This window comes from Mesorhizobium sp. B2-3-6 (genome assembly GCF_006442305.1).
Lineage (GTDB): Bacteria > Pseudomonadota > Alphaproteobacteria > Rhizobiales > Rhizobiaceae > Mesorhizobium.
In genome coordinates this window covers 294,229-306,453 of the sequence record NZ_VFVW01000007.1, presented here as the reverse complement: position 1 = coordinate 306,453, position 12,225 = coordinate 294,229, and the positions used below count along the sequence as shown (strand labels likewise).

The window sequence follows — 12,225 nt, the reverse complement described above, 5'->3', positions numbered from 1 at the left end:
CGGGTCCTCCTGCATCCGGTCAGATCAGCGGCCGCCGTTCCTTGCCCTGCCCCTCCCAGCCGGCAAGCTGCTTCAACCCTTCATGATCGATGATCTCGCAGCCGCCTTCGCGCCAAGCGATCAGCTTGCGATCCATCAGCTTGCGAATCGTCTTGTTGGTATGGACCAAAGACAGGCCGAGGGTATCGGCGATGTGCTGCTGCGTGAACGCGATCCGGGTGAACCGCCCGCCATTGAGGCCAACGGCCTTGGCCCGGCTGCCGATGAAGGCGATGAGATAGGCGGTGCGCTCGATCGCGCTGCGGCGGCCGACGCTGAGCAGGTTCTCGTTCAGCATCCGCTCCTCGCGCGACGCGATCCAGGTGATGTCATAGGCCAGGCCCGGATGGTTGCGGAAAAGCTCATGCAGGGACTCCCGCTCGAACACGCAAAGCAGCATCGGCGACAAGGCTTCGACGGAATGCTGCATTTCGCCCATCACGCCGCCTTGCAGCCGATGAGATCTCCAGGGACGGCGTAGTTGAGGATTTGACGGCGGCCATCCGACAACAGCTTGTAACGGAAAGCCCAGCCCGACAGCACCGTGTAGAGATGGGCGCTGCGGCGTCCTTCCACCAGCACCGTTGCGCCCTTGTCGACCGCGAGCTCGCCTTTCTTCAATTTGTCGATGAAGGCCAGTTCCGATCTCTCGAATTTGCGGAAACCCGGCAGCGGCCGCAGTGGGCAATTCTCGCAATCGTACCGGCGGCTGGAGGAAGCAAGGCCGTTCTGGATTGACATTTCGACCGCTCCTCGAGAGCCGCGGGCTCAGCCGCTGCGGTGGCATGTCTTTTTTAAATGACAGCGCGTCAAATAGCGATCATGACTCGCTGCGTTTCAAGGAGCCATTGCCTGTGTCGCCTTTGCTTGACGGATTGCGCATTCTTGTCCTGGAAGATGAATTTCTCATCGCCATGGATGTCGAGCAGCTTTGCCGTGATCACGGCGCCGACGACGTGGTGCTTGTCCGTGACCTGGCCGAGATCGATGGCCGACAGGTTGCCACCCAATTCGATGCGGCGATCGTCGACCTCATGCTGGGGGGCACTCCGACTTTCGACTTTGCATCGCGCCTGCGTGAAACGGGCGTGCCCTTCGTCTTTGCCTCCGGTTATTCGGATGCGGACGAGATCAAGGTTGCCTTTCCAGGGATAAGGCTGGTCAGCAAACCTTATTCGGGCGAAGATCTTGTGGAAGCGGTGGCCCGGGCCTGCGGACGAGTCCCGCCCGCCTGACGACGACGCATCGCGTAAGAGTCAGAGCGGATGCGATGGCGATTCTGTCAGCCGTTTCGATGCGACGCTTTAGTGCGCCGCCGTGCCCGTGACCTGTGCTGAGATCGCATCGGGACCGTACTCGTCTTCGCCGGAGATTTTCAGTATCTCCTGCAGGCGCGTGCGGGCTCGGCTGACGCGGCTCTTGATCGTCCCGACCGCGCAACCGCAAATCTCGGCCGCCTCCTCGTAAGAGAAGCCCGAGGCGCCGATGAGGATGATGGCCTCGCGCTGGTCTTCGGGCAGCTGCTCGAGCGCACCGCGGAAATCCTTGAGGTCGAGCTGGCCGTGCTGGGCGGGATGCACCGCAAGCCTGGCTGTCATGATGCCGTCGCTGTCCTGCACCTCGCGGCCGCGTTTGCGCATCTGCGAATAGAACTCGTTGCGCAGGATGGTGAAGAGCCATGCCTTCAGGTTGGTACCGGGCTGAAAGCTCTCATGCTTGTCCCAGGCCTTGACCAGCGTTTCCTGCACGAGGTCGTCGGCCTTGTCGGCATTCTGCGTCAGTGACACTGCGAAGGCACGCAAGCTCGGTATTGCCCCAAGCAGATCGGTCTTGAAGCCTTGTGAGACCGTTGCCATGCCTCAGTCCTTTTTCTGTGCGGGCTCGGCCCGCTCCAGTTGGCTGAGCAACTGCGCGAAACGATCCGGCACATCGTCGGAGACCAGCTCGTCGTAATACTGCTTGAGTTTGCGTCCGATTTCGGAATTCGGCCCGAGCGGGTCGCCCACGCCGTTCCGGCGCCTGATTGAGGCGCCAGTCAAGACATCTTTCGTCATTTCCTTCATTTCGCCCTTTAATCCAGCCCCATAGCCGCTCAACATAACTCAACACAACACAAGCGGCATCCTCGTCTGGTTGCCCATCCCCAATTCAAACGCCGTTCAGGCGTATTAGTTCCCGGGGCCGGAACTTTTTGCGAAAGCCCGCGTTTGTGTCGTTGGGCCTTGCAATGGGCTTGACCTGCATTTTTAGTCAATCACGTCATCTGAGGGAGACGTCCGTCATGAGTTTATCCGCCACCATCGCTCCGCACCTGCCGTTCCTGCGCCGCTTCTCGCGTGCCGTATCGGGATCGCAGGAGAGCGGCGACGCGCTGGTTGCCGCGATGCTCGAGGCCATCATCGCCGATGTCGACATTTTTCCCGAGGCATCCAGCGAGCGAATCGCGCTGTACAAGGTCTTCGCCAAACTGTTCACGTCCGTCGCCATCCGCGTTCCACAAGAACAGGCGCAATCGGCATGGGAACAGCGCGCTGCGGCCAATCTCAATGCGATCGCGCCGCTTCCCCGCCAGGCCTTCCTTCTGGTGGCCGTCGAGGGTTTCAGCGAGGATGAGGCGGCCGAAATTCTTGGCGTCGGCGAACAGGAATTCTCAGAACTGCTTGCCCAGGCGAGCAACGAGATTTCCCGCCAGGTGGCGACCGACGTGCTGATCATCGAGGATGAACCGCTGATCGCCATGGATATAGAGGAGATGGTCGAGAGCCTGGGCCATCGGGTCGTCGGCACCGCCCGCACCCATGCCGAAGCGGTGACGATGTTCGGCAAGACGCGGCCGAAGATGGTGCTCGCGGACATCCAACTCGCCGACGGCAGCTCGGGCATCGAGGCGGTGAACGAGATTCTGTCGTCGACTTCCGTGCCGGTGATCTTCATCACCGCCTTTCCCGAGCGTCTCCTGACCGGCGAGCGGCCCGAACCGGCTTTCCTGGTGACGAAGCCGTTCAACCCGGACATGGTCAAGGCGTTGATCAGCCAGGCTCTGTTCTTCGACCGGCAGGCGAAAGCAGCCGCATAGCCATGCGCAACTGAAGTCGCAAACGCGCGCAAAAGCAGGGCGCGACCAGCCGGAAGGTTCCGCTGGCCGCGCCTTGCTTTTGCGCGCCACGATGGTGCGCGGGGGGATCGTCTTTTTCGGCAAAAAGTGGAACAAACCGCATCCACCCACGTTTTTCTCACATAGTTGGAAGGAGATGGAACCATGCTTTACTGGGCGCTCGTATTTCTTGTCGTGGCAATCATCGCCGGCGCGCTTGGTTTCGGCGGAATTGCCGGTACATCTGCCGGGATAGCGCAGATATTGTTCTTCATCTTTCTCGCTTTCCTCATCATTTCGCTTCTCGCCGGCCTGTTCAGACGGGCCTGAGAGTTATCAGGCGAACACTGGAAGCCGCACCCCTCAAACGGTTTCCAGCCACCGCCGGGTGGTGTCCCACAAGGACGCCGCCCGGCGGACCGCTTTTGGGCGTCTGGTTCCCGTAAAACCTGCCTTGGAACCCATTGGACGGTGAGCCGTTCAGCCTGAGTTGGGTGAACAGGTCGGATGCGTTCCAGGGCTCGAGATACCAAGAAGAACGAGCGGGGCGACGAGGTCATCGCCCTGCATCCCGCCGAAAGCGGCATGCAACTTGGCCGGGCGCTTCTCCACGCACTGCACAATGCCGGCATTTCCGTCCTCTACCAGGACCGCGACATGAAAACCGTCTGGGCGCGGAACATGCGTGCGCCCTGGGCCGCCGACAGCAGCGAGGGCGACGGCATCCTGCCGCCGGCACAGGCCGACCGCATTGGCGCTGCCAAGCGCAACGTCGTCGCAAGCGGCGATCCGCAGCGCCTCGAGATCGGCGTCCCGATGGAGGACGGCATGCGCTGGTTTCAGGTCTGGATCGACGCCGACCATGGCGAGGCCGGCGACGTGCAAGGTGTCGTCACCACCATGGTCGAGACGACCGAGCAGCGACGCCGCGAACAGACGCTGACGACGCTGTTGCGCGAAGTCACGCACCGCTCGAAGAATTTGCTGGCAATCATCCAGAGCATCGCCACCCAGACGGGACGCTATTCCGACAGCATCGGCGATTTCCTGACCCGCTTTCGCGGCCGGCTCCAGTCGCTGGCCTCCTCCCAGGATTTGGTAACCTCCTCCAACTGGCGCGGTGCTGCCCTTCGCGAACTCGTCGCCGGTCAGGTTGGCCGCTACGGGACGGACGCGTCGCACAGCCTTCGCTTCCGGGGCGCAAATCCTTACCTCAACCCCAACGCCGCGCTGCATATCGGCCTTGCGATGCATGAACTGGCCGTCAACTCGGTCAGCTATGGCGCCCTGTCGCGGCCGGAGGGCTTCGTCGAAGTGACCGCCGTCCTCGACACCGCCGCCGATGGCGGCATTGCCCTGTCGCTGACCTGGGCCGAAACCATAGGAACCGACAGCAACCAAGAGGGCAAAAAGCGCTTCGGCAGCGTCGCACTGGAACGCGTAGTGCCCTCTTCCCTGAACGGAACGGCGCGCCTCGAGATCGCGGATGGTCGCCTCGAATACCATCTCGTTGTTCCGCACGGCAATTTCGAGACGGAGTAGGCGACCGCCATTTTTTAACCGGCTGTTCACCATAGAAGCAGATGCTGTTTTTGCCAGATACCGATGGAACTGCCGAGCCGACGAGCATGCTTTCGAGGGCTTTGCCGCAGCATAGTGGGGAGGAGCGCCTTGACGGTCGCCGATATCAACAGACTCGAGCAGGCCGCTCGCATTTCGATGGGCGAATTCCAGGATCCCGAGACATCCACGGCATCGCCGGTTGCTCATGGCATCCTGCTGCCCATCGTCGCTCCGGCGTTGGCCGCGGCAATTGTCCTGATCGCCCTGTCCCAGCTGGCCTGATCCCGCCCCCACGTTCGCGCGCGCACATCGCTCGGGTTTTTCGGCGGCCGAGGCATCGGAAAGCTGCGCCCAGAAAAAGACTCTCTTCACCAACAATAAATTGGAGCAGCAAAGGTCGTTTTTTCATGCTAAGTGACGGCTGGAGCTTATTAAAGTGAGGACACGAAGTGAGGAGTGACCCTATGCGGAAAATTCTTATTGCCATGGCTGCCGTGGTCGCCGTCAGCGGCTGTACCTCGACCGAGCAGGATGTCGTCGGCGGTGGCTTGATCGGCGCCGGCGTGGGCGGCTTGGTCGGCGGCGGCAAGGGCGCGCTGATCGGCGCGGCCGTCGGTGCCGGCTCCGGCCTGCTGGTCCGCAACCTGCGCAATGGATACTGCCAGTATCGCGATCATCGGGGTCGCATCTACACGGCTCGCTGCAACTAAGGTAATTCCGGCGGGAAAAGCGCGGAGCGGTTTTCCCGCCGGAATTGCGAGCAAGGAGCGGATCGGCGATCTATCAGACGCTGAACCGCTCCGAGCAACTTGAATCGCGCGCTGTCGGGCTCATTCGCGAACCCGGCAGCGGTGAGGCAATTTATTGGCCGCCGCGTGAAGCCTCGAGCGATTCCGCCAAGGCCCGATGGCATTCACGCCGGCAGCGGAATCCTGATTTCCACATTCAATCCGTCATCGCGATAATCGCGGTGGATCGTGCCACGCAGCTCACGCGTGACATTGAGGTCGATCAATTTGGTGCCGAAGCCGGTCGTGGCCGGGGCGTCGACCTTCTTCTGCCCGGTTTCCTGCCAGCTCAGAGCCAAGACCCGGCCACGCCCGCGCCCTTCGACCGACCATTCGATCCTGAGGGCGCCGACCGTATTGCCGGCCTCGCCATATTTCAGCGCATTCGTTGCCAGTTCGTGGAAGGTGAGGCCCAGTGCCTGCGTCGTGGTTTCGTCAAGCAGCACCTCCGGCCCGGACAAAAGCTCTTCCGGCAGCTCCTTTCCGAACACTTGGCCAAGCTCGATGCGCAGGAGATCGCCGAGATCCGCCTTCTGCCAGCGCGAGCGCGTCAGCATGTCCTGGGACGCGGCCATTGCCTGCAGCCGGGCCGAGAAAGATGCCGAGAACTCATTGACGTCGCTGGCACGTGACGCGGTCTGGCGCGCGATCGCCAGCACTCGCGTGATCGAATTCTTGATGCGATGCTTCATCTCCTGCAGCATCAAATCCTTTTCGAGCAGGCTCTTTTCCGTCGTCTCATGCAGCAGCGACGCTGCCTCGTAGGCTCGCTCCTGATAGCGCGCGACGAGCGCGATGGCGCCAGCCAGCAGCAGCCCGAACAGGCCGAGCATGACCGGGATGGCCCGCGACGATGGCTGCGAGAAGGCGCTTGTCGGCCTGAACTGCACGGTCCACGGCCGGCCCGCCACGCTGATCTTGCGGGTGACCAGCAGCCTGTCGCCAAAGCCCGAGACGGGCGGTGTCTCCGACCGGAACAGCAGATGATCCGGATCGACCCCGCCATCGTAGATTTCGGTGTTGACCGGCAGCAGCGGCGCGCGGCTGAGCGCGATCTGGAACAGCTCCCTGGCCCGGAAGGCCGCGTAGAGAAAGCCTACCGTCGAGGACCGCGATGCGTTTATGGCATCAGGTGCGGTCTCGACGTTGAGCCGCACGAACACGAGAAAGCCGGTGAAGGTCTGCGCCGCGCCCGTGCCCTGGCCGAGTTGCACCAGCCCGCTCGCGTGCTGCTGGTCATCTGCCATTGCCTTCTCGATTGCCGCGCGCCGCACGGGCTCGGTGAACATGTCATAGCCGATGCTGGCCTTATTGGACGGGTCGAGCGGCTCGAACAGCACAACGGGCGTCCGCCATGGCTGGGTGGTGTCCGGATAGATCGCACGCCTGGTGCCCTGGTCATGCAGCATGTCGCGCTCGACCGTCGCCTCGTCGCCTGCTTTCACCAGCCGGAGAAAGCCGATGCCGCGCAGGCCGGCGAAATTGGTATCGACATTGAGGGCATTGAAGAACGCTTTGAACTCGCTCTGCGAGATGTCGCCATTGCGGGCGTCGAACAAGGCTTGCGACGAGCGCAGCAGCGACAGCTGCAGGTCGATCCGGCTCTCGATACGGTTGAGCGCATCGTCCGCGGTCGCGTCGAACTTGATGCGAGCCGCCTCTTGCGTCGCGAAATAGGCGAACCCCGCCATTGTCATGCTGATCAGCGCAACGGCAACGAAAGCGACGATTGGAAAAAGCTTCTTCAACGGATAATGCGGCCTATCAGCATGTGAGCCCTTTATGGGCAAGTCGCCCGGTCAACACAATGGCAAGGCCAAGCCATCCCGCCGGCTGGCATATCACCTGATCGGCAGATCGGTAACGGGCTCAGGCCAGCAGGCTTCAGGCAGCGATCTTCAACGCGCCTGGTCCGGGAATGGCGCCAGGCGGACATTTGCCCAGGATGATCATGCCCAGCACCTCGTCCTGGGTCACATCGGTGGTGCGGGCAGTGCCGACGACCTGGCCGTTTTTCATGACGCACACCCGGTCGGCCAGTTCGAATACGTCGTGAATGTCATGGCTGATCAGGAAGATGCCGATGCCGTCGGACTTGAGCTGCCTGACCAGTTCCCCGACCTGGGCCGTTTCCTGCGGTCCAAGTGCTGCCGTCGGCTCGTCCATGATCAGGATGCGGGCGTTGAACAGGATCGCGCGTGCGATCGCCACCGACTGCCGCTGTCCGCCCGACAGCTTGATCACCGGCTCCTTGAAGCGCTGGAAGCGGGGATTGAGCCTGCCCATCACCTTGCGCGCCTCGGCCTCCATGGCGACATCATCGAGCGTGCCCCAGGCGGTCCTCAGCTCGCGGCCGAGGAACAGGTTGGCGGCGGCGTCGACATTGTCGGCGAGCGCTAGGGTCTGGTAGATCGTCTCGATGCCGTATTTCTTGGCATCGCGCGGGTTGGAGATCGAAGCCTCTTCGCCGTTGACGAAGATTTGGCCCGCGTCACGCTTGTAGGCGCCCGACAGGATCTTGATCAGTGTCGACTTGCCGGCGCCGTTATGGCCGAGCAGGGCCACGACCTCGCCGGGGAAAAGATCGATCGAGGCATCGTCGACGGCGCGAATGCCGCCGAACGCGATTGAGATGTTGCGCATGTCGACCAGCGGGTTGCCGGCGGGAGCGATCCTGTCAGCCATGATTGTCCTCCTCCCTCAAACGCGTTTGCGATAGACGGTGTCGAGCCACACCGCGATGACCAGCACGGCGCCGACGACGATGCTCTGCAGCGGCGAGTCGACGCCAAGCAGCACCATGCCGGATTGCAGCGACTGCATCAAAAGCGCGCCCAGCATGGCGCCGATGATAGTTCCCGAACCGCCGGCGAGCGATGTGCCGCCGATGACGGCCGCCGCGATCACCAGCAATTCATCGAGCGTTCCGAGCACGTTGGTGGCCGAGTTCTGCCGGGCTGACGAGATCGCGGCGGCGATCGTGGCCAGCACGCCCATGATCATGAACACTTTCATCGTGATCCAGCGCGTGTTGATGCCGGCGAGGTTGGCTGCTTCCGGATTGCCGCCGATGGCAAAGACATAGCGGCCGAAACGGGTGCGTTTGGTGATGAAGGTCATGACCAGCCCGACGGCGATGGCCATCAGCACCGGTATGGCGATGCCGTGGGCGATGAACAGGCCGCCCTCGGGCACGGTTATGTTGTTGGCGGCTGCATATCTGTTCACGATGCCGACTGGCCACGGATAGGAATTGGCCAGCCAAACCGCGCCCATGATGACGGCGCAGGTCACCACGCCGATCAGCGTCTCGGCCCAGATCGGACGCAGCGGGAAACGGAAGCGCTTGCGCTGTACCCGCCCGTTGAACAGCGCAAGCACCACCGCAAGGCAGGCGGCGATACCGACCACCCAGCTCCAGGTCGCGCCGATCGATCCGGCCGGGCCGCCGCCCATCAGCTGGAACGTCGCGTTGAGCGGCGCCACCGTCTGGCCGCTGGTAACCCACCATGCCGCACCGCGCCAGACCAGAAGCCCGCCCAGCGTCACGATAAAGGCCGGCACTTCGAGATAGGCGATGACAAAGCCCTGGAAGGCGCCGATCAACAGACCGAGCACCAGGCCGATGACCAGCGCCAGCACCCAGATCCATGGGTTGCCAAGCTCAAGCCCGACGAAGCGCACTAGGAAATGCACCTGGGCGAAGCCCATGACCATGCCGATCAACCCTTCGGCGGAACCGACGGACAGATCGATATTGCGCATGACGATGACCAGCACCATGCCGCAGGCCATGATGGCGACGGCCGAGGTCTGCACCGACAGGTTCCACAGATTGCGCGGCGTGAGAAAGGTACGGCTGTCGAAATCGAGCGGATTGACGCCGAGACGCAGGCTGGACAAGACATGCAACCCGATCCAGATCAGCAGCAGCGCGCCGATCATGCCGAGCATGCGCGTGTCGATCTCGGTCGCCTTAAGGAACCGGGCGACGGCGCCGAGTTCCGACGCACGCGCGGTGTCGGCCTGCGGGTTGGACGTCGTATCGGTCATGATTTTCTCCCACCGGCCTGCCCGTCCGATGCGGGATGCCGGAAGCCAGCCTAGAAGTTACCCGCCCGGGGCGGAAAAACAAATTTTCTTGAAAAAACGCCGCGGCTTGGCAGCCGCGGCGTTCATCGCATGAAATGGAAGATCAGTTGCAGGCCGCTACGCTGCCCGCCGCGACGCCGGCACAGACCTCGTCTTTCTTGATCCAGCCGGCGTCGATGACGACGTTGAGATTGTCCTTGGTGATCGCAACCGGGGTCAGGAACAGCGATTTGACGGTGTTCCCACCGGGCGTTGTGAAGTCCTTGACGCCGGCGATATCGGTCATCTTCTTGCCGTCGGCCAGCTGCGAGGCGATCTCGGCGGCATTCTTGCCGAGTTCACGCGCGTCCTTCCACACCGACACGGTCTGCGTGCCGAGCGCGATGCGGTTCAGCGCCGCGTGGTCGCCGTCCTGGCCCGAGACCGGAACGGTACCGGCCAGGCCTTGAGCCGTCAGCGCCGCGACGACGCCGCCGGCAGTGCCGTCATTGGCCGCGACGACCGCGTCGACCTTGTTGTCGTTGGCGGTCAGGAACTGCTCCATGTTCTTCTGCGCATTGGCCGGCAGCCAGCCATCCGTATAGGCTTCGCCGACATTCTTGATCTTGCCGCTGTCGATGGCGTCCTTGAGCACTTCCATGGAGCCCGAGAACAGGAAATCGGCATTCGGATCGGCACCCGAGCCCTTGATGAAGACGTAGTTGCCTTCCGGCTTCACCTTGAACACTTCGCGGGCCTGCATGCGGCCGACTTCCTTGTTGTCGAAGGTCAGATAGAAGACGTCCTTGTTCTCGATCAGGCGGTCATAGCCGACGACCGGAATGCCTTCGTCGAGCGCCTTCTGCACCGCCGGGCCGATGGCGGAGGCGTCCTGCGCCAGGATGATCAGCGAATTGGCGCCCTGGGAGATCAGGCTCTCGACGTCGGTGAGCTGCTTGCCGGGATTGGACTGGGCGTCGGCGGAAATATACTTGTCGCCGGCGGCTTCGATCGCCTTCTTCATGGCGGCCTCGTCGGTCTTCCAGCGCTCTTCCTGGAAGTTCGACCAGGAAACGCCGATGACCTTGTCCTTCGCCTGCGCGACCGACGCGAGCGTCAGCGACATGGCGACACCCGCCAGGATGGCGGCTGTGAATCTCTTCATCTTAATCCTCCCTGCGCCGCGTATGGCGCGACCAAACAGGCCCGTAGGCCGGCACAAAGGCTCTATTTTTTCGAGCCTCGAAAAAACACTGGTCCATCGTCGGAACGCTGTCAACGTCGATTCTGATGTATTTTGATGTCCTCGTGAATTTTTTTCGAGCTCCGGAATAAATAATGACAGCCAAGGCCGGTTCTGCCAGTATTTGACGGTCGTCGGGATCCTGGGGAGAGAACGCGGCGACGGGGAGGATGCGAGAAACATGTCGGTCGGAATCCGCCACGACGATTTGCGCCGACGCAACCGGGCGATGGTGATCGCGGCCGTGCGCCGTGCCGGGCAGCCCTCGCGCACCGAGATTGCCGCGACCACCGGGCTCAGCCATTCCACCATATCGGCGATCTCCTCCGACCTGATTGGCGAAGGCATCCTGGCGCAGAGCAAGCCGAGCGAGGCCGGTGCGCTGAAACGCGGCCGGCCGCAGGTCGGCCTCAGCCTCAACCCTGAAGCCGCGGCGGTGATGACCGTGGTGCTGTCGCTGAATTTTCTCTCCGTCGCCGTCATCGACTATGCCGGCCAGGTGATATCTGAAGAGCAGCGCCGGCTGGACACGCTCACCCTGTCGCGCGAGGCGCTGATCGGCGAATGCGTGGTCATCGTCAGGCGGCGGTTCGAGGATCCCGACCTCGACGTCGGCAGCATCGCCCGTATCGCGCTGGCGATCCAGGGCATCACCGACACGGATGCGCGCACCATGCTGTGGTCGCCGATCACGCCGCAGACCGACATCGCCTTCGCCGACATACTGGAGGCCGAGTTCGGCATTCCCGCCACCATGGAGAACGATTGCAACATGATGGCGGTGGCGCTGCGCTGGCGCGATCCCCAGCGCTACCGCGACGACTTCATCGCCATCCTTTTGTCGCACGGCATCGGCATGGGCTTGGTGCTGAAGGGTGAACTGTTCACCGGCACCCATTCATCCGGAGGCGAGTTCGGCCACATGATCCATCGCCCCGGCGGGGCGCTCTGCCGCTGCGGGCGGCGCGGCTGCGTCGAGGCCTATGCCGGCAACTATGCCATCTGGCGCAACGCGAGGCAGCTTGGCGAGGACACCGAGCCCGTCGACGTCAGCGACGCCGACATGCGCACCCTGGCGGCCTCGGCGCGCGAAAAGGACGGGCCGGAGCGCGAAGCCTACCGCAAGGCCGGCGAGGCGCTGGGTTACGGCCTTGGCAGCCTGTTCGCGCTGATCGATCCGGCGCCGGTCGCCATGGTCGGCGTCAGCGCCGCCGCCTTCGACCTGATCGAGCCGGCTCTGCGCGAGGCCATTGCCCAGACCGCCGGCGGCCAGCACTCGAAATCGATTTCCTTCGACACCGAGCCGAACGAACTGCCACTGATCCGCGAGGGCTGCGCCATGCGCGCGCTGACCTTCGTCGACCAGGAGATTTTCGCGCCGGGGGCACAGGCGAAATCAGGCGTGGGCGAGAACGTTGCGTGACATA

General features: G+C 62.8%; 13 protein-coding genes and 1 pseudogene. 7 read left to right on the top strand and 7 right to left on the bottom strand.

From position 1 onward, the window contains the following. Window positions 1–19: 19 nt before the first annotated feature. Window positions 20–780, bottom strand: a pseudogene (locus FJ953_RS21675) (Crp/Fnr family transcriptional regulator). Between the two features lie 44 nt (window positions 781–824). Between FJ953_RS21675 and FJ953_RS21670 the strand changes: the two are divergent. Further along, window positions 825–1,274 carry a response regulator gene (locus FJ953_RS21670; protein ID WP_140500637.1) on the top strand — a complete coding sequence of 150 codons (450 nt, stop codon included), beginning with the start codon at window positions 825–827 and terminating at the stop codon, window positions 1,272–1,274. Window positions 1,275–1,343: 69 nt separating this feature from the next. Here FJ953_RS21670 and FJ953_RS21665 read toward each other — a convergent pair whose 3' ends face one another. Then, complete coding sequence (locus FJ953_RS21665; protein ID WP_140500591.1) at window positions 1,344–1,895, bottom strand: RNA polymerase sigma factor; 552 nt, start codon at window positions 1,893–1,895, stop codon at window positions 1,344–1,346. 3 nt (window positions 1,896–1,898) lie between these two features. Next, window positions 1,899–2,102, bottom strand: a complete 204-nt coding sequence (locus FJ953_RS21660) for a NepR family anti-sigma factor (protein WP_181165418.1) — start codon at window positions 2,100–2,102, stop codon at window positions 1,899–1,901. A gap of 218 nt (window positions 2,103–2,320) precedes the next feature. Here FJ953_RS21660 and FJ953_RS21655 point away from each other — a divergent pair, with 218 nt between their 5' ends. From FJ953_RS21655 to FJ953_RS21640, 5 genes are all read left to right on the top strand, one after another. Then, window positions 2,321–3,115: a response regulator gene (locus FJ953_RS21655; protein WP_140558431.1), complete on the top strand. Its 795-nt coding sequence runs from the start codon at window positions 2,321–2,323 to the stop codon at window positions 3,113–3,115. 183 nt (window positions 3,116–3,298) lie between these two features. Next, entirely contained in the window at window positions 3,299–3,463 is a 165-nt protein-coding gene (locus FJ953_RS21650) for a DUF1328 domain-containing protein (protein WP_006203859.1), read from the top strand. 177 nt (window positions 3,464–3,640) lie between these two features. Continuing rightward, entirely contained in the window at window positions 3,641–4,675 is a 1,035-nt protein-coding gene (locus tag FJ953_RS21645) for a PAS domain-containing sensor histidine kinase (protein WP_140500587.1), read from the top strand. A 129-nt stretch (window positions 4,676–4,804) separates the two neighbouring features. Further along, a complete protein-coding gene (locus tag FJ953_RS30590; protein WP_181168633.1) occupies window positions 4,805–4,978 on the top strand; it encodes a hypothetical protein in 174 nt (57 codons plus the stop codon). A 182-nt stretch (window positions 4,979–5,160) separates the two neighbouring features. Continuing rightward, a complete protein-coding gene (locus FJ953_RS21640; RefSeq protein ID WP_140500585.1) occupies window positions 5,161–5,406 on the top strand; it encodes a YMGG-like glycine zipper-containing protein in 246 nt (81 codons plus the stop codon). A 203-nt stretch (window positions 5,407–5,609) separates the two neighbouring features. Here FJ953_RS21640 and FJ953_RS21635 read toward each other — a convergent pair whose 3' ends face one another. The 4 genes from FJ953_RS21635 to xylF all read right to left on the bottom strand — a co-directional run bounded on the left by FJ953_RS21635 (window position 5,610) and on the right by xylF (window position 10,720). Then, window positions 5,610–7,232: a CHASE domain-containing protein gene (locus FJ953_RS21635; RefSeq protein ID WP_140625026.1), complete on the bottom strand. Its 1,623-nt coding sequence runs from the start codon at window positions 7,230–7,232 to the stop codon at window positions 5,610–5,612. A 136-nt stretch (window positions 7,233–7,368) separates the two neighbouring features. Next, the gene (locus FJ953_RS21630) at window positions 7,369–8,169 is read right to left on the bottom strand and encodes an ATP-binding cassette domain-containing protein (RefSeq protein WP_140500582.1); all 801 of its coding nucleotides are present in this window, start codon (window positions 8,167–8,169) and stop codon (window positions 7,369–7,371) included. Between the two features lie 15 nt (window positions 8,170–8,184). Then, on the bottom strand, window positions 8,185–9,537 hold the full coding sequence (locus tag FJ953_RS21625; protein ID WP_140561572.1) for a sugar ABC transporter permease: 1,353 nt from the start codon (window positions 9,535–9,537) through the stop codon (window positions 8,185–8,187). A 142-nt stretch (window positions 9,538–9,679) separates the two neighbouring features. Further along, window positions 9,680–10,720: a D-xylose ABC transporter substrate-binding protein gene (gene xylF / locus FJ953_RS21620; protein ID WP_140500579.1), complete on the bottom strand. Its 1,041-nt coding sequence runs from the start codon at window positions 10,718–10,720 to the stop codon at window positions 9,680–9,682. Between the two features lie 259 nt (window positions 10,721–10,979). Here xylF and FJ953_RS21615 point away from each other — a divergent pair, with 259 nt between their 5' ends. Then, entirely contained in the window at window positions 10,980–12,221 is a 1,242-nt protein-coding gene (locus tag FJ953_RS21615) for an ROK family protein (RefSeq protein WP_140625025.1), read from the top strand. Window positions 12,222–12,225: the final 4 nt, after the last annotated feature.